18 protein-coding genes are annotated in these 17,610 nt (G+C 66.7%); 6 read left to right on the forward strand and 12 right to left on the reverse strand.

The features are described from left to right. The first annotated feature begins 243 nt into the window (after nt 1-243). Together DTA22_RS01455 and DTA22_RS01460 are read left to right on the forward strand one after the other, a co-directional pair. Entirely contained in the window at nt 244-867 is a 624-nt protein-coding gene (locus tag DTA22_RS01455) for a GntR family transcriptional regulator (protein WP_037234053.1), read from the forward strand. Between the two features lie 108 nt (nt 868-975). Next, nucleotides 976-1,698 carry a DUF3105 domain-containing protein gene (locus DTA22_RS01460; protein WP_112298293.1) on the forward strand — a complete coding sequence of 241 codons (723 nt, stop codon included), beginning with the start codon at nt 976-978 and terminating at the stop codon, nt 1,696-1,698. Between the two features lie 289 nt (nt 1,699-1,987). Here the strand turns inward: DTA22_RS01460 and DTA22_RS01465 are convergent, their stop codons facing one another. Next, nucleotides 1,988-2,959 carry a nucleoside hydrolase gene (locus tag DTA22_RS01465; RefSeq protein ID WP_037233966.1) on the reverse strand — a complete coding sequence of 324 codons (972 nt, stop codon included), beginning with the start codon at nt 2,957-2,959 and terminating at the stop codon, nt 1,988-1,990. A 93-nt stretch (nt 2,960-3,052) separates the two neighbouring features. After that, entirely contained in the window at nt 3,053-3,418 is a 366-nt protein-coding gene (locus DTA22_RS01470; protein WP_037233968.1) for a peroxiredoxin, read from the reverse strand. 164 nt (nt 3,419-3,582) lie between these two features. Here DTA22_RS01470 and DTA22_RS01475 point away from each other — a divergent pair, with 164 nt between their 5' ends. After that, nucleotides 3,583-4,467 (forward strand): poly-gamma-glutamate hydrolase family protein, encoded by an 885-nt coding sequence (locus DTA22_RS01475; RefSeq protein ID WP_112298294.1) that lies wholly within the window; start codon nt 3,583-3,585, stop codon nt 4,465-4,467. A gap of 4 nt (nt 4,468-4,471) precedes the next feature. On the opposite strand, the gene DTA22_RS01480 is transcribed toward DTA22_RS01475, so the two are convergent. Further along, nucleotides 4,472-5,740 (reverse strand): serine/threonine-protein kinase, encoded by a 1,269-nt coding sequence (locus DTA22_RS01480; RefSeq protein WP_112298295.1) that lies wholly within the window; start codon nt 5,738-5,740, stop codon nt 4,472-4,474. 165 nt (nt 5,741-5,905) lie between these two features. Between DTA22_RS01480 and DTA22_RS01485 the strand changes: the two genes are divergently transcribed. After that, the gene (locus DTA22_RS01485; protein ID WP_112298296.1) at nt 5,906-6,094 is read left to right on the forward strand and encodes a hypothetical protein; all 189 of its coding nucleotides are present in this window, start codon (nt 5,906-5,908) and stop codon (nt 6,092-6,094) included. 23 nt (nt 6,095-6,117) lie between these two features. Here the strand turns inward: DTA22_RS01485 and DTA22_RS36555 are convergent, their stop codons facing one another. From DTA22_RS36555 to DTA22_RS01515, 7 genes are all read right to left on the reverse strand, one after another. Continuing rightward, nucleotides 6,118-6,375, reverse strand: a complete 258-nt coding sequence (locus tag DTA22_RS36555; protein WP_245973249.1) for a hypothetical protein — start codon at nt 6,373-6,375, stop codon at nt 6,118-6,120. 59 nt (nt 6,376-6,434) lie between these two features. Further along, nucleotides 6,435-7,157: an NAD(P)/FAD-dependent oxidoreductase gene (locus DTA22_RS01490; RefSeq protein WP_245973248.1), complete on the reverse strand. Its 723-nt coding sequence runs from the start codon at nt 7,155-7,157 to the stop codon at nt 6,435-6,437. A 33-nt stretch (nt 7,158-7,190) separates the two neighbouring features. Further along, nucleotides 7,191-7,442 carry an AAA family ATPase gene (locus DTA22_RS01495; RefSeq protein WP_245973247.1) on the reverse strand — a complete coding sequence of 84 codons (252 nt, stop codon included), beginning with the start codon at nt 7,440-7,442 and terminating at the stop codon, nt 7,191-7,193. A 95-nt stretch (nt 7,443-7,537) separates the two neighbouring features. Further along, a complete protein-coding gene (locus DTA22_RS01500; protein WP_112298297.1) occupies nt 7,538-8,653 on the reverse strand; it encodes a CapA family protein in 1,116 nt (371 codons plus the stop codon). A gap of 89 nt (nt 8,654-8,742) precedes the next feature. Beyond that, nucleotides 8,743-9,132 carry a hypothetical protein gene (locus DTA22_RS01505; RefSeq protein ID WP_037233983.1) on the reverse strand — a complete coding sequence of 130 codons (390 nt, stop codon included), beginning with the start codon at nt 9,130-9,132 and terminating at the stop codon, nt 8,743-8,745. A gap of 143 nt (nt 9,133-9,275) precedes the next feature. Beyond that, nucleotides 9,276-12,314, reverse strand: coding sequence for a serine/threonine-protein kinase (locus DTA22_RS01510; RefSeq protein ID WP_112298298.1), 3,039 nt, complete (start codon nt 12,312-12,314; stop codon nt 9,276-9,278). A 352-nt stretch (nt 12,315-12,666) separates the two neighbouring features. Beyond that, on the reverse strand, nt 12,667-14,073 hold the full coding sequence (locus DTA22_RS01515; RefSeq protein WP_112298299.1) for a sensor domain-containing diguanylate cyclase: 1,407 nt from the start codon (nt 14,071-14,073) through the stop codon (nt 12,667-12,669). 135 nt (nt 14,074-14,208) lie between these two features. On the opposite strand from DTA22_RS01515, the gene DTA22_RS01520 reads away from it, so the two are divergent. Beyond that, nucleotides 14,209-14,691, forward strand: coding sequence for a hypothetical protein (locus DTA22_RS01520; RefSeq protein WP_174233728.1), 483 nt, complete (start codon nt 14,209-14,211; stop codon nt 14,689-14,691). Between the two features lie 81 nt (nt 14,692-14,772). Next, nucleotides 14,773-14,985, forward strand: a complete 213-nt coding sequence (locus DTA22_RS01525; protein ID WP_037233989.1) for a TOBE domain-containing protein — start codon at nt 14,773-14,775, stop codon at nt 14,983-14,985. Nucleotides 14,986-15,021: 36 nt separating this feature from the next. On the opposite strand, the gene DTA22_RS01530 is transcribed toward DTA22_RS01525, so the two are convergent. Beyond that, on the reverse strand, nt 15,022-16,299 hold the full coding sequence (locus DTA22_RS01530) for a sensor histidine kinase (RefSeq protein ID WP_112298301.1): 1,278 nt from the start codon (nt 16,297-16,299) through the stop codon (nt 15,022-15,024). An 81-nt stretch (nt 16,300-16,380) separates the two neighbouring features. Then, complete coding sequence (locus DTA22_RS01535) at nt 16,381-17,571, reverse strand: hypothetical protein (RefSeq protein ID WP_255309376.1); 1,191 nt, start codon at nt 17,569-17,571, stop codon at nt 16,381-16,383. Nucleotides 17,572-17,610 lie beyond the last annotated feature (39 nt).

Here is a 17,610-nt window from a genome sequence, read left to right on the forward strand (position 1 = left end):
AAGTTGCGTCTCAGACATCTCCGACGACGCCCGATCCGACAGTTCCTGTTTTCCGGCTGAGAGCTCGGCGTGCTGAGTCGATATTCATGGCTACTCCTTGTGCTGACGCGGAGGAGCCTACGAACATCTGCACAACTATGTCTGCATCTGTATACACATGGATTCAAACTCTTTACTCGGGCTGTTCACCTCTGGTAAGGCTTGCTCCGTGGCATGGCGTTCGTGCCCGGACAGGGGAACTCGATGGAGAGAGAATCATCGGCGTACAAACAGCTGCGTGAGCGGATCACCGGCGGCGCCGACCGGCCCGGGACGATGTTGATACCGGCGACGATCGGCGCGGAGTTGGGACTGTCTCGTACACCGGTGCGGGAAGCGTTGCAGCGACTCGAATACGAGGGCCTGGTGGTGCAGGCGCCGCGTGGGTACCGGGTGCGCGAGCGCACCCCCGAGGAGGTGCTCGAGATCTGCGAGGCACGGATCGCACTCGAGTCCGCGATCGCGTACTCGGCCGCGACCCGCCACACCGAGTTGGACCTGGCGCGGTTGAGCCGGTTGTTCGAGCAGGCAATCGAATCACCCGATCCCTCGACAAGCCTGGCGCTACACAATGAATGGCACAGCGCACTTCGCAGCGCGGCTCACAATCAGACGATCACCCAGCTGATGGACCGGCTCGACGCTCAGTTGCGGGTTTATGACGCGGAGGAGGCCCAGGCTTCGTCCAATCTGGAGCAAATCGAAACGGAGCACCGCGAGATCCTGACCGCCGTTCAGAGCGGCGACGCCGAAAAGGCGCGGATCCTGATGATCGCGCACCAGGCTCGTACCCGTGATCTGCGAATCGCAGCAATGGCCCGGCGGTAGTCGCCGGCGCCGCACCGGCGAGCAACCGGGCGTTATCCCACCGTCTACTACCATGCTTCGTGGATGGGGATGCGCGGTCAGGGCGCCCGGTGAGACGAAGGATGGGCAATGACGATCGACCGCGGACAGGACCCGAAATCTCGACCCTCCCCAGGAAGACGGCGGCGCCTGCCCTGGCTGCTGCTCGCCGCCGTGGTGGTCGTCGAGGGCGTGGTCGCCGTCGTTGCCTACACCCTGGCCTCCGGAGCCGACGACGGCCGCGAAGCCCATGACTTCGCGCCGAGCGCGGACAATCCTGACCCGTCACTGGGGATCGAAGGGATCGTCACCGTCGACTATCCGCCCGCCGCCCATGTCCAGGCGCCGCAGCGGGTGGCCTACGACCAGAGTCCCCCGTTCGGCGGCGCACACGACCAGTACTGGGCCACGTGCACCGGCATTGTCTATCCCGAAGCGATTCGCAGCGAGAACGCCGTGCACTCCCTCGAACACGGGGCCGTGTGGGTGACCTACGACCCGGAACGACTGAGCGCCGACGACGTCGCAACATTGGCAGCGAACGTCGACGGCGAACCGTACACCCTGATGTCGCCGTACCCTGGGCTCGATTCGGCGGTGTCCCTGCAGTCGTGGGGTCACCAACTGAAGCTCGACGACGTCCACGATCGGCGCATTTCCGACTTCCTCACGGCCTTGCGCCAGAACCCGAACACGTACCCGGAACCGGGGGCAACCTGCTCGACGGTGCGCGGTGGATTCGATCCGGCCGACCCGCCACCATTCGATCCATCCGCGCCGGGTGCCGATGCGTTTCCGGTCGACGGCAAGTAGCCGCGTCACCGGACATATCCACCCCACTTCGGACGAGATCGGGTTCCTGCGGTCGAAGCCGAAATTCATCTACCGAAAATGTGCCCGGTTTGTCGATATCGCGATCGCCGATTCGACGAATAAGTAGGAGCACATGAGGAGGTGAGAGCGATGTTGGCGGCACATCTGTTGTCCGGTCTGACCAGTGAAGAAGTCGATCTGATCGTGGCGGAGGAACTGCATCTGCTCGACGCCCTCACATGAGGGCCGTCGACGCCGTGTCGAATACCGACAGGTGACACGGGCACCGCTAGCGCGCGCCCGATCGCGGAATATCAGCGTCGAGCGTGGCGGCGATCCGCGCTCCGATCGAACCGTAATCGAGGTCGGTCACGAATCGGTGTGCCGGCCCCCGTACTGGAATGACGCCCCACACGGCGGCCCGGCCGTCCTCGTGGCGCACCCTGGGTTGGGCATCGTCGGCGGCCAGCACGACCGCGGGGTCGAGCATCACGGCGGCTGCGACGGAATCGTGTGCGGTGTAGATCGGATTCTCGGCGCGGTATGTGCTGGTGCAGTAGCGGTGATAGTCCTCGGTGATGTCGCGGACGAAGGTCGCGGTCTTTCCTACCGCAGAACGAGCGACGAGATCGGCCCAGGCCAATCGGAGTCGGCCGGTGACATTCATTCCCACCCACGTAATCTGCCCAGGCGCCGCGGCGACCACCGTGGCCGCGCCTGGATCGTGGTTGGTGTTGGTGTCACCCTTCCCGAGGAACTGTGGTTGTACTGCTGCCTCGACGCCTCTACGGGAGGCGGTTCCCATGCCGCCCATGACGGTGACCGAACGGTACCGGGTCAGCAGCCGTGGGTCGCGTGTGACGGCGGCGGCGATGTTGGCCAGCGGACCCAGGCACAGCAGGTCCACCGCGCCGGGCCGGTCCTCGGCGACGCGGAGCAGTTGATCGACGGCGGACTCGGGCGCCGGATACACGCCCGGTGGCGGCCGATATCCGCGGTCGCCGAGTCCGTCGAGTCCGTGTGGGGAGCTGGTGGCAGGTGGCGGCCCGGGACGTGGTTGTCCGATGCACACCGGAACGTCGTGTAGGCCGGCGACGGACAGCACGGTGAGGGCGTTCCGCGCGGCCTGCCGTTCGGTGCAGTTCCCGAACACGGTTCCGACACCGACGATCTCGGTTCCGGGGTGGTGTGCAACGGTGAGCAGGGCGAGGGCATCATCGACTCCGGTGTCGGTGTCCACGAGTACGTAGCGGTCCGTCACTTCCGGTCCTGTCCCCCGTGATTCCAGATCGGAATCGACTCGATTACACTCGCGCGCAGTGTAACTGAACCCGGCTCCCGCTGGTTTCGCCGGTCAGTAACTGAACGTGACCGCCCCTTCGTCGCCTATCCACTTCCACATCGGTACCGTCCCGGCGAGTTCGGCATTGGATACCAGCGCGTCCTTGTCGAGGTGCTTGGCCTCGAAGCAGATCGGGCACACCATGTAGATGCCGCCCGCGGTCTCGAATCGTGCTGCCAGATCGGGAAGCGGCGGACAACCTTCGCATGCCACGCCCTGAATAGTGCCGTCGAGCGCGAGCCGTACCGCTTCCTTCGTGAGAAACATCAGCGTCTCGCGCTGTTGTTCTGCCGCGCCGACCGCGACCAGAAACGCAACCGTCACCTTCTCGGCGTCCTCGAGACCGGTGGTGAGACTGACCACTGCTTTATTACTCATGGATTCGAGTCTTCGCCGCGCGAGGACTGCCGACAAGGGGGCTCGTCGCGTCACAGGATTCGCGCGTCGAGATCGGTGGCGATTGTGTGTTTCGACCGCACCCGCAACGGATTCGCGCCTAACCTGAAGAGGTGTTCGAACAGCATCCGTTCCAGCCGGTTTCGATGCCGTTGTGCCTCGCAGTACGTCACGATCGCTCCACCGGCGCGTCCACCGGCGAACGTATCGGGATTCACCCGCGGATGTTGACTCGGATGGGAGCGGAGCCGCGTCAGCAGGCTCGTGTCAGCCACGGGGGAACGACCGCACTGTTCACGCTGATCCCGGACACCGATGTGGAAGAAGTCGACACCATCCGGATAACGGAGAGTGGCTGTCGTCGGCTCGGCGCGGCGCCGGGACAGACGGTGATCCTCGACTTTCGGTGCATCGACCCCGCCATGACCGAGAAAGAGGCCGAAATAGAGGGTGAGTTCATCGAGCGACTCGAAGACGACGGGCGACATCACCGTCTCGTGGTCCTGGCACCGCACGGTGGGGCCATCGAAACCCGAACGGATCAGCAGGCTGAGCAGGTCGTCGCTTCACTGGGATCACACGACTCGACGCTGTGGGCGTGCAAAGGGTGGGGACCGATAGGCCACGCTTATCGGGCATGGCACATTTCCTCGACTGATCTCAGCGTCCACAGCTTTCCGCTCCTGCGTTCGCTGTCGGCGAGACGATTCCAGTGGGCGCTGTCGTTTCACGGCTACAGAGGAAACGACGTCCTCATCGGCGGACTCGCTCCCGCGCGGCTCAAGTCGGACCTCCGCAACGCGATCGCGAAGGCAGTCGACGGAAGCGGAATCCGCGTTCGCGTGGCCGACCCCGGAGAACGGTATTGCGGTGAATCCGCATCCAACCTCGTCAACCGCCTGACTGCCGATGCGGCCGGCGGAATCCAGATCGAACAATCCCGACCCGCACGAATGCTGCACGGCCGAGCGATCGCTGCGGCTGTCAGCGAGGTCTACGACTCCTGGATCGCCGCCGACAATCGTCGGTGAGACATCACGGGCCCGCAGGAGCCCAGCACGGGCCGTCCGGGGGCGGGGTGTGCTCGTATCCCGGATAGCACGGCAGCACCTGCGGGGCAGGCGCGGGCGCGGGTGCAGGGGCAGGCACGGGTGCCGGTGCATTCGCCGGTGGCGAGCCGGGCGGGAGACACGGACCGTCCGGGGGCGGGGTGTGCTCGTAACCCGGATAGCACGGCAGCACCTGCGGAGCGGACGCTGCCGGAGGCGGTGCGGGTAGCGGCGCTATCGGTGGTGATTGCGGTGCCGGCGTCGGTGAAGGTGGGACCTCCTCTCGAACGGGAGCCTCCGCGACCGGCGCCTGAGTCGGTGGTGGTGCTTGCACCGGCGGCACCTGCTCGGCAGCGGTCGGGTTCGTCATGGCGGTCGGTGACGACGACGGCGAAGCCGGTCCGGCCGCGCCCGAGGACGGCGTGGGCACGGCGACGTCGGGCGATGACGCTCCCGACCCGATGATCACACCGCCGACGATTGCGGCAGCGATGATCGCGGCGAGCGCAAGTCCGGCGACGACGAGACGGCGATTCCGGACGATCGGTGGGGTCGCGGGAGTGGTATCGGCGGCAGGCTGCGGTGGTGGCGCCGCGAGACGAGCGGCAGCGGCCAGCTCGCCCGCAGTCCGATAGCGCCGCGCGGGGTCGACCGCCGTTCCGCGTGCGATCACGGCGGCCATGCCGACGGGCGGCGTCGGGATCGCCGATGTCGGGAACACCTCGCCGGTGAGGCACTCGTACAACACGCAGGTCAGGCCGTAGACGCCCGACGCGGCGCCGAGGATCATCGGGAGCCCGACATCGGTGAGCTGGATCAGTCCCCCGTCCTGCACGACGACGTTCGCCGACGACACTTCCTGCTCGACCAGCCCGGCCGCGCGCACTGCCTCCAGCGCCGACGCCAGCTGCTCGACAACGCCGACCGCGCGTGATATCTCCATCGGCCCAGTGGTCGCGAGGATCGTCCGCAGGTTCGTGCCCTGGGTCGTCGGCGTTGCGAGAAAGAGTCGGTTGCCAATCTGCCCGAAGTCGTGGATCGGTACCACGTGCGGGTTCCGGATGTGCGCCGCGATGCCGGCTTCCCGTTCGAACCGATCGCAGAATTCGTCGTCCTCGGAAGCGTCCGGCGGCAGTGCCCGCACCACGACGCGACGGAACGTGACCGTGTCGAACGCCGCCCACACCTCGCCGCTCACATCGACCGTCAGCGGACGGTCCAGCCGGTACTTGCCGAACAGCGTTCCCACTTGCATTGCCACTCTCCGCGCTCGAATCGGCCGCGTCTGCGGAACTGTGCACCCGAAATTCTATGCCGTGGCGGCCATAGGGTCTCGTTGGAGCCCAGTAGTGTCCTCGTATGCGCAGAACGCACCTAGGCTTGCCCCGGTCCGGGGCCGCCCCGACTCAGGAGAAACCTGATGCGTACTGCATTCTGCAATGCCCTCTTTTCCGTGTTCGATCACCGGATCTGTTGTAGGCGGATTCCCGAATGGACCGCGCACGTCGGTCAGCCGTGGGACACCTACGACGTTGCACCGTGGAATCTGTACAACGCGATCTGGCGGATCCAGCACTGGATTCGCAGCGGCGTCGACGCTGATCGGTGACCTTGTCCCGCTCTTCGGCGGCGTCAGATTTCTACTCGGGCGCCGCCCGGGGCGGGGTGCCACACGTTCTGACGCAGGACTCGCAGGAGGGTCCCTGGGCTCATCAGCCGCTCGGGACGATCGACCAGGGCGGCGACGCGGATGAAGGCGGTAGCGAGCACGGGATCGTGCTCGGCAGCTTCGTGTAGGCGCAGGATGTAGGCATTGCCGAGCCGCATCTTCGGGCTGCGGTTTCCCATCACTTCCGGGAAAGCCAAGTCCCGCCGACGGACATCTCCCACGGAACGTCGATCACCTTCGCGACATCGCGAAAGAAACCGCGTGCGTGTGGCTCGGTGCCTCACTGCAGGTGACGGTGCAGTGTGAGCGCCTCGAGCGCCGCGACGATCATCCCCTGCGCATAGATCGGGTTGAAGCTGCACAGGCCGTCCCCCGTCACGAGGAAGCCGGCTGGGAGGATCGACAGTCGTTCGTACCGTCTGCGGACGCTCGCCGGAAACCGGAAGGTCCGGGCTTGCTCGAGCGGTTCTGCGTCCCGGATCACCTCGAAGAGGTCGGGGATCCGCAGGGACCTGGCAAAGTCGAGGTAGCCGTCCGGATCGGCTGGCGGATAATCGCCGAGCATCCCCATCAGCGTCACCAGGAAGCGGTTTCCCTCGAGCAGCTGTAGCGCGCCCCCTCGCGGAGAATCGGGTGTCGGACCGATCACGATCCCTCGGTCGTCTCCCAACCCCGGCGCCGGGGCGCGGTAGATGCGGGTAGCGTAGCCGAGGCCGACGTGCACCCTGTCCTCGTCCGGGCGTCCGAAGCCGAGATCCGCCAACCACATTGGGGCACGCGAGCCCCGTCCGGTCGCGTCCACCACCAGGTCGGCGTCGAGGATCTCCTCGGTACTGCCGTCGGCCCGCCGGAGAACGCGGGCTCCGGTGACGCGAAGGCGGTCGGGCGTCGTGGTGATGCCCGCGGCATCGCAGCGATCCACGATGGTGACCCCTTCCAGTTCGCCCACCCGGGCACGCACGTAGCCCTCCAAGAATGGTCGGCTGGCGCTCACGACGGTCATTCCGCTCACCGGCTGCGGAAAATCGGTGCCCACTTAGGCATCGCGCCCGTCGAGCCGGGCGACCGACGCGCCCGTTTCCGCCGCGATCTCCGCGAACTCGCCCAGCAACGTGGTCTTCCCGATCCCTCCGGGGCCGTGCAGGAACAGCACGGACAACTGCGGATCGGCCGACTCCAGTCCGGCCCGAACCAATTCGCGCTCGACCCGGCGCCCGACGATGGTCCGCCTGCGCCTCGAATTCAGGACGTCTCCGAGCGGTATCGAGGACTGTGCTGTGCCCTCCATACGTCCAATCCAGAAGCAGTGCCCTTCCGACAAAACCTTGGTGGGATCCGCTCACGGTGTGCGCTGCGCACCCCGCTGCGGCACACACCCGCCACTTACCAGTTCGCGTGCCTCGCGCGGGCGACGAGGACGTCGTCGCCTGCATCGATGCGGGTGCCGAAGCCGCGGCTGATCCCGTCGAGAACCCGCCGTAGCCATTCGGTGTCACGTGTCGACGCGCGTTGCAGTCGCATCTGCCGGGAACTCATCGGCACCATTCGCAGCTCGCACAGTTCGTGGGTGCGCGCGTCGAGGGTCACCAGGTAGAGCAGCCGCAGATCGTCGCGGTAGCCCTCGTGTCCCCCGATGCCCTCGTAGTCGTTGATCAGGTCACCGCAGCCGTACAAGATCGGATGGCCACGGTAGATCTCGACCGGGCGCGGGTGATGCGACGAGTGCCCGAAGACCACGTCGACGCCACCGTCGACGAGCCGATGCGCGAATTCGACATGCGCGTCCGGCACGTCGTAGCCCCAGTTCGAACCCCAGTGCAGAGAGACCACCACCACGTCCGTGTTCCGTCGTATCAGCCGCGTCCGGTCGAGCACACGGTCCGCCTCGGCGCCGGTGGGCTCCGAAAGGAACGCGACACCAGGCCGGCCCCGGCGGGCCGCCCCGCGCGGCGAGACTCCGCTCGACGTCATCCCTGCCGCCCAGATCAGCAGCCGACGACCCGCCCCGGCCTCCACGACCACGGGACACCACGCCTGCGCCACGGTGCGCCCCGCTCCGACGGTCCGCACGCCGTTGCGGGCCAGCGCGTCGAGGGTCTCCACGAGCCCATCGGCACCGAAGTCGAGTAGGTGATTGTTCGCCAGCACGCAGACGTCGATCCGCGCAGCGGTGAGCACCCCGAGGTTCGACGGATGCATTCTGTAGTTGATTCCCTTGGAGGCGAAGCGGGCACACGTGGTGACGGTCGTTTCGAGATTGATCACGCGCGCGTCGGGCTCGGCCGTGTCGAGGACGGGCAACGCCTCACCCCACGGCCACCCGAACCCGACGGGGCCGCGGATCGAGCCATTTCGCTTCTCCGCCAACGCCACGTACTCGCGGGCGTCGTGGACGCAGCGCTCCCTCAACTCCGGGTCGCCGGGAAAGGGGAGGATCTGGTCGACTCCCCTACCGGTCATCACGTCGCCGGCGAGGAACATCGTGATGGTGTCGGACATCGAAATCCTTTGCGACAGCACAAGTGCCGGGAACATACTCGGCGACCGACATCACGGCTCGGAGAATGCACCCGCCGCTCGCACCGTCATCAGGCTCGCGCGCCGGCTCTGTCGAGCTGGGAGACCCGTTGCGGGCTCAACTCGAGGATGACGCCGATATCACGCACCGAGAGACCCGATCGGCGCAGATGCGCGACCGCGGCCCGCGAGGCACGCGCTGCACATTCCTGCGCGTGGGCGGCGGACTCGACCTGCAAGTGGGCCGCTCGAGCCTCCATGAGCGCCGCCGAATCCCCGATCTCGTAGTCGAGGATCACCTCGACGTCCTCGGCCGGCACATCCTCGACCAGATGCACGGCATCCGCCACCATGGCAGAAACCTGATCGAGCCGCCGCGCCTGAGTGACAGCCGCCTCGACTCCTGGAACCTCCACCACCCACCAGCCGCCACGACGGGTGGCCTTCGCCGTCACCTTCATCACGAACCACTTCCTGCCCGGGTCGCACCTCATCCGAAACCCGCCCCCTCCAACGACAAGTCTAGTCCCCCTCTACTGAGCACAACTACACGGACAGAAGACATTCGGAAAATCGACCCATCGACACCCGGCACCCGGCGCTCTCACCAAAAATCTAGTGCCTGGGCGGTCGCGGTGGACTCCGCGTGGGTGGGCCGTAGTGCGCCGCCGATGGCGTAGACGGTGTGACCGACCGTCGCAACGGACATGCCGTGAGCCCCCGTGGGCATGGGCGGCAATGGTGACCAGGTCCCCGAGGCGACGTCGTAGGCCTCGACCGTCGACAGCACCTTGGTCGGTTGTTCACCACCGACCGCGACGATGCGGCCGTCGATGAACGCCGCACCGAGCCCACCGCGAGGGGTCGGCATGTCAGGCAACGTCGTCCACGTTCCCGCGGCGGGGTCGTAGCGTTCGACCGCGGCGGTGTTCTGATCCGATGCCAGATCCCGCCCGCCGATCGCATAGAAGTAGGTCCCGTCCGACACCCCGGCCAGATGCTCCCGTGACGTGGGGATGTCCGAGACGGTCGTCCACTTCGTGCCGTCGAACACTTCGGTCGTCGGCACCAGTGCGCCGTTCGCCTGCCCTCCGGCCACCACGATCCTGTCGCCCACCACCGCTGCGGCACCAGCGGACCGGGGCTCGTTCAGTGGGGGCAGATCCACCCACTTGCCGTTCCGCAGCGCGAGCACCCGGTCGGACGTCGTCCCGCTGAGATTCGGGCCTTTCGGCACCCAGCCGCCGAGGACCACCAACTCGCCCCCGTACTCGACGGCCATTGCATGATTGAGGGGAACCGGAAGGTCGGGGCCCGCCTTCCAGGTGTCGATGGCGGGGTCGTTCCCCTCGACCTTCGGGGTCGACCCCGCATTGTCGAGTCCGCCGAGCACCCAGATCGTGCCGTCCGCGACGGCGGTCGCCGTCTGCTGACGAGCGATCGGCGCGTCCTTCAGCGGACGCCACGCCGGCGCCCATTGGGTCTTGCGGGGCGCGATCCGCAGGGCCTCGGAAACAGCGGTCGATTCGGCGTGCGTCGGTTTGATGCCGCCGCCGACGGCATACACCGTGTTGCCGACCGCGCCGACCGCCATCCCGTGCCGCGGCGTGCGCAGGGCCGGCAATTCCGACCACGTCCCGGCCACCACGTCGTAGGCCTCGACCGTCGACAGCACGCGAGTCGGTTCTTCACCACCGACCGCGACGATGCGGCCGTCGATGAACACCGCACCGAGCCCACCGCGAGGAGTGGGCATGGCCGGCAACGTTGTCCACGTTCCCGCGGCGGGATCGAACCGTTCGACCGCGGCGGTGTTCTGGTCCGACGCCAGATCCCGCCCACCGATCGCATAGAAATACGTCCCGTCCGACACCCCGGCCAGATGCTCCCGTGGCGTGGGGACAGGCGCGACGGTCGTCCAATTCGTGCCGTCGAACACCTCGGTCGTCGCCACCAGTTGACCGTTCGCCTGTCCCCCGGTGACCACGATCTTGTCGCCGACCACGGCCGCGGCCCCAGCCGCCCGCGGTGCGTTCAGCGGCGGCAGGTCCACCCACCCGCCGTCGCGCATGGCCATCACCCGATCGGAGTCGACCGCGGTCAGGTTCTGACCTTCCGCTTTCCAACCGCCGATCAGTACGGGTTCGTCGTTGTAGGTGACAGCCATCGCATGATTGAGCGGGACCGGAAGGTCGGGGCCGGCCTTCCAGGTGTCGATGGCCGGGTCATAGCCCTCCTGCTGGGCGGAGACGCCGTTGTCGTCCAACCCTCCGAACACCCAGATCGTCCCGTCCGCGACTGTCGTTGCCGTCTGCTGGCGGGCAACACGGGCATCCTTGACCGGTCGCCACGCCGCAGTCGGGTCGACGGCAGGAGACGCGCCGGCGTCCTGGACGGTAGGTCGTGCGGTGCCTGGGCCGGGGGTTTCTCGAAGCACGAGGTAGCCGCCGCCGGCCAGCACCAGCGCGACGACCAGTGCCAGGACGGTCAGGACCGCGCGCCGACCTGTGCGGGACTCTCCGATGCTGCCCGATTCTCCGGTCGGCGGCCAGGGCGGCGGGCCATTCGGCGGCCAGAACGGCGGTCCCGACGGATGAGAATCCGGCTGGAGCTGCTGGGTCGGTTCGCCCCACGGACGCTGACCGCTGTCCGAACCTTCGTATTGGATTCGACGGTATCCATCGGCACCGGAATCCGACGGGCGCTCCTCGGTCGCCTGCGCGGCCTCCAGGGGTGCCAGCGCCATCGCGTCCGAACGCAAACCGATGTGTTGCTGAGCAGCTTGGAGTTCGTGTCCGAACTCCTCGGCAGACGCCGGCCGGGCAGCGGGATTCGTCGCCATCGCCCTCTCGATCACAGCGCACACGCCGTCCGGGATGCCCTGTGCGCGCATGTCCGGCACCGGCTGGCTGCTGATCCTCACGAACTGCGCAACGAGCTCCTCACCGGTCTTCCGTTCGAACGCCGCCCTCCCCGCGATCAGCGAGAAGATCGTCGCGCCCAATCCGTAGACGTCGGATCTCGCCGTCGGCGATTCCCCGTTGAGCACTTCCGGCGCGGTGAACGCCAGTGACCCGGTAAACCCGCCGGTGGCCGTTTCGTACCCGCCGGCGATGTGCGCGATACCGAAATCGGTGAGCTGCGGCTCGCCGTAGTCGGTGAGAAGGATGTTCGCGGGTTTGATGTCGCGATGCAGCGTGCCGGTCCGGTGCGCCGTCTCCAGAGCTCCCGCCAACTTCACCCCGATGCTGATCGCCTCCGGCCAGGGCAACGGACCTTCTCGGCGTATCTGGACCGCCAGCGAATCGCGCGGGTGATAGTGCATGACGATGTACGGGCGACCGGCGTCGGTCACGCCTACCTGCAGTATGTTGACGATGTTCGGGTGGCCGGAGAGCCCACCCATCGCGTAACCCTCCCGCAGGAAACGCTCACGATTCTCCGGGTCCAGGTCCGACGTCAGGACCTTGATCGCCACGATTCGACCCAGCGAACGCTGCAGACAGCGGTACACCACACCGAAGCCGCCCCGGCCCACCTCCTCGGCACCTGCGAACCCGGCGGCGTCCAACTCGGCCACGATCCCGTGGCCGACTGCACGGACCGACGCCGCCTGTGTCGCATGTGGGTCGAAATCGGCCATCGGGCGCCTCAGTCCTGTCCGACATCCACGACGACGTCGCGGCGATGCCCGCCGAGTGGGGCAGGCTTCGTACCAACGTGCGCACACGCGTTCATCGCATTCACCTCTGATGCAGGTCGACCAGACACGCCGATGCGTTCACCAGCAGTCGACGACGCGAATATCTTTCTGTCACAAGGGCGAAGCGCGGAGTCTTTTCGTCGGATGTCGACGGGATCCGCCCTGTCCAGCAAGTATTCGACGGGTCGAGATCCGCGTCAAGATGACAATTTCCCCTCCCTAGGGTGCCTATCGGCGGCCGCGACTTCCTGCCACGTCGGCCACCGTGCACCGATCGGGCTCTGGTGCCGTCCTAGAAGGTGCCGTCGTAGAGCGCGTAACCGCCCGGCCCCGCAGCTTTCGCCCGATACATCGCCGAGTCGGCCCGGCGGACGAGTTCTTCGCGGGTGCACTCCGGATCGGACAGTGCGACACCGATACTGGCACTGATCGGCCAGTCGAGAGATTCTGCCCGGTTCAGGTCGGCGAGGCTTCCGGTGATCCGGGCGGCAATTGCCACCGCCTCCGTTGCACCTGCGACGTGCTCACACACCACCACGAATTCGTCACCGCCGAGGCGGGCAACGGTATCGCCCGGGCGCACCGCCGACCGGAGATGCCTGGCGAGAACGATCAGTGCGTCGTCGCCGCCGGCATGGCCGAGGCTGTCGTTGACGATTTTGAAGTCGTCGAGATCGACCAACAACAGCGCCACGCGGGTGCCGCCGCGCGGCGCGGCGTCCAGGGCCTCGTCGAGCCGACGGCGGGCCAACGCACGGTTCGGTAACCCGGTCAGCGGATCGTGCAAGCTCTGGTGCACCAACGCGGCTTCGGCCTCGATGCGGCGGATAGCCGCGGACAGCACCGCCGTCACCGAGCGCAGAAAGGTCAGATCACGGTCGGTGTATTCGCGGGGACGACGACTGTGCGCGGTCAACACACCCCAGACCGCTTCGGAGCCGATCGGAACGCACACCCCGCTGTGCAGCCCGCGCCCCGTCATCCCGACAGTGGAGAACCGGGTCTCGTGGACCCGATCGGCGCACACGATCACCGACCCGCTGGCCGCGGCAAATCCGGGTTGCGACCCCCTTCCCGGGGCGAACACCGTCGGCGAGGGCTCGGGTCCCCGATAGGCCAGCACGGCGAGTGCGCCGTCGTCGGACATCTGCGCGATCGACGAGCACTGCACACCCATCAGTGCGGCGGCCGCACCGGCCGCCGCACCGAGGAGTTCGTCGAGGTCTCCGCCGACGGCGAGTTGGCTCAAGTCGGCGATCGCCTGCTGCTCGCGCGCCCGGTACGCGGATTCCCCCAGAGCGCGGTGCAGGCGTTGTTCGTCCACTTCTGCACCGCGGCGATCCTGCGCAATCGATGCGATCAGCGACGGCCCGGTCCGCGTGTACTGCAGCACGAATGTCGAGATCAGCATCGGGATCGGCTCACCCGTCACGAAATGGCGGAATTCCGTCAGCCCGTTCCACTCCCCCCGCTCGACCAGAGCAGACTCCACCTCACGGGCCTGCACGAGGCCGACATCCGTGAAAAGCTCCGCCGTCGTCCTCGCGTACGCGTTCACGGCATCTCCCAATCCGAGCAGACCGACACCGGCGGGATTGACATACGCGATCCGCCCCGACACGAATTCGGACACGAACACCAACGCCGGAGTGTGTTCGAGGACCGCGAGCAACATCCCCGAATCCGGCAGAGCCTCCATGGATACTCCCTCCCCTGCGAACCTTCCGTCCCACACCCGCCTGTGACCCCCTCCACGATAAGCGGCCTCCACAACACCGCGGCGGTGCGGGCGTGGCACGTTGATTCTGCCTCGATGTAGGTGCACCATCGGGGCATGCGCAGAGTGCGTTGGCCGGCATTCGCGCCGCCGGCAGCCAGTGGGACCGCAGTGCACGGTCCCACCATCCTGGCGTCCAAGACTCACATCACCCTCGACTTGCTCGGAATCGTCGCCTTCTCGTCCGGAATCCACGTCCGTCTCGCGCTGACCGCGACCGGGCGCGCCGCCGAACGTGCGCGTCACGAGACACGATCGCTGTCCGATCCGACCGATCCCGACACCCAGTGGTCGTATCTGTCGGTGCTGCTGCAGCTGGGGTCTGTGGAGGGCGAAGCCGACCCCTACCTGCCACGATCCGGTTCGCCGCTGAAGTGGGGCGGGGTACCCGCGTACCGTACGGAGCCGAATTATTGGCTCGGAACGTGTACGCGCCCGCACGACATCATGATCGCTGCGGGGTGGCCGGAGATTGGCCTGGGCCCGACCTGCGTCACTGCCCTCCTCGAACCGAGCCCGTCCACTGTCACATCCGACTGATCCGAACACGTTCACTCCACTCCCATTTCGAGGTAGTTGCGGCTAGCGTCGGACGGACATGGCCCGAGATGGAGGTTCACGATGCGTTTGTCCACCCGGAACCAGCTCAGCGGAACGATCACCGAGGTGACCCTCGGCAGTGTGATGGCCACGGTCAAGGTGAAGCTCGACGGCGGCGAGCAGATCGTCACCGCATCCATCACGAAGGAGGCGGTCGAGGAACTCGGCCTGAAGTCGGGTGTGGCTGCGACGGTGCTCGTGAAATCCACCGAGGTGATGCTCGGCGTCGAGTAGCCCCCGAACCTCAGCAGTTCAGAGACCCGCGCACTGCTAGTACGCCGAGGTGGTGAGGGAATCGGGTGCTGTCACGATCTCGAACGGCATGTCGATGTGCGCAACCGTCCCGGATCGGGATCCGGGGTGGACGTAGAAGCTGCCCCCGGCCGCGACGACACGGAGTTCGTGCGATGTCAGTCCGATGTGGCCTCTGCTGAGGCTTCGATCGATCGCCTCACGGGAGATGCCGCACCCGTCGTCGGTGACATCGAGCACCGCATGCTCACCCCACCGCGCCAGCTCGACTCGGACGGTACGGGCTTGCGCGTGTTTGACCACGTTGCTGAGCAATTCGCGTGCCGCACTGAACAGCACATCATCAGCCGATGTGCGCAAGTCGTCGACCCACTCCGACGTCAGGAGCTCCACGTCGAAACCGCCACGCGCCTGGGCAGAGCGAGTGAGATCGCCGAGAGCGCGAGCGAGACCGACACGATCGAGCACAGTGGGGTGCAGCTCCGAGACGGTCGCCCTGAGCAGGGTCGCGGATTCGGTGAGTGCGTGGGTGATGCGATCGACCGCCTCCGGGTCGGCACTGCCGGTGAGGTCGTCGAGGTCCATCTTTGCGGCCAGGACGAATTGGAGCGCCCCGTCGTGGAGTTGCTCGGACAACGCACGTCGTTCGCGTTGTTCGAGACCCATCAATTCGGCGAGCAGGGCGGTGCGGTCGCGAACCAGGTGACCGATGGTCAGCACTCGGGACCGTTGGATTCTGCTGAGCATGACGGCGCCCGCACCGAGGACGGCGAGGGCCATCGTGCTGAGCAGGATGGAGGCCCAGGGTTCTTCGTTCGAGGCCATCGTGGCCCAGCTGGCTGCCAGGAACACCAAAACCGTAGGCACGACCACGGACGCACACACGCCCGGGCGCAGCTGTGTGGAGGCCAGCAGCGGGATCACGAACAAACCGTTGCTCAGTATGTCTGCGGTCCAACTCTGTTGTGCTGCAATACCAGTCAACAAGGTGAGGCAACCGAGTACCGCAAGGTCGACGAACAGCGCGAGCCACATCGCGTTCACCGGCCCCGGACCGCCCCGACGAGTCCACAGCGCGAGCCCGCCGGACCAGAGTGCGTAGCAGATCAGGATCGCGACGCAGACGCCCGCATCGTTCATCGGCGGGACGAAGGCGAGCGTCAATGCGATGAAGAGCACCAGCACGCCACGAAGTGCGAGTTGCAGATACGCGCCGCGATAGGCGTGTTCGAGGATGATGCGTTCGAGATCTGGGCTGCCGCCGAGATCCGCGGGTAGTACCGATGACTCAGCCATGGGACGGCCTCCTCGGCCGGGCGACTCCGACAGGAAGATACCAGGACATCAACTGCTGGACCTGCGACAATGCCCAAGATTCTAGCACCGGCGAGTGGCGGAACCACGGGACTCGACCGTCTGCTCGCGGGCCCTGCGGATCTCCGCGAACTGCGCCTCGAGTTCGCCGTGCAGTCGCTGATTGTCCAGCGCCAGAGCGGTGGCGGCCCGCACGGCCGCCAGAAGCCGCGGCTGGTCGGCGACCGCCCGGTCGTACACCAACGCCCCCACCAGGACGCCGTCGCGGATGAGGGCCGTGGCCTCGCGGGGATCGTTCCTGGGTGGCAGAACCTGGGGACGTCCCTGCGCGTCCACATATCCGTCGTGCGCGCGGGAGAACGACCACAGCGACAGGTTCGGGTCGCGCAATGCCGCCCGCAGTGCGTCGATGAAGCCGTCACCGAGCGGGGTGGTGCCGATCTCGATCATCAGGTTGCGTACCGCAGCTCGGGCGACTCGGTAGCGCCACATCCCGACCAGCACCGCAAGCGGGATGAGCGCAGTCGACGGATATCGCAGAAGCAGCGTCCACGCATGCTGCGGGCTGTGCACCCACACGGAGACCAGCGGTGTCCAGGCGGTTGCGGCGGTCCCGAGCAGAGCGGCGATCCACAGTGGCGCCACAGCCGCCCGGTAGGCCGGAGAACCTGACCTCCACCGAGTGACCACGACACCGATCAGGACCACACCGAGGGCGATCCCCACCGCACCGAACATCACCTGCAGCGCCGCGAAGACCCGCGGGTCGTCACGCACCAGGAGCAGATTCAACGACGGCGGATGGGCCGGGCTGATGCGGTGAGTGTCGAGGAAGGCAAGCTCGGACACGACGGCGACCGCGTAGTACGCGTAACTTCCGCCGACGAACCATCGCTCCCACCGGCGGCGCAACCGCCCCCAGGGAAAACTGAGCACAAGTTGGATCAGCACCGGAATGTACATGTTGGTCAGCGCCGCACCTGCCGTGAACAGCGCCGGAACAGTCGAGAGCCGAAAGCCCTTCACCAGCCACAGCAGCCCGGCGGCAACCAGCAGCCACCCCAGGTTGTCCTGCGGCCGGTGGCTCTTGGCGACCAGGCCGGCCGCCACGAACACCACTCCGACCAACACGAACAATGCCAGTTCCGTCGCACTGAACACGCCCCGGCACACCTGCCAGTCGACCGATGCCGCCACCGCGACCGCCAGTACGGCGGTCACCAGGGCGGTCGCACTGTGCGCGCGAAGGCTCACCGGGTGCCGCCCGCGAGTCCGGACAATTCGAGGAACACG

Source organism: Rhodococcus wratislaviensis, from assembly GCF_900455735.1.
In the GTDB taxonomy this organism is placed as follows: Bacteria; Actinomycetota; Actinomycetes; order Mycobacteriales; family Mycobacteriaceae; genus Rhodococcus_F; species Rhodococcus_F wratislaviensis.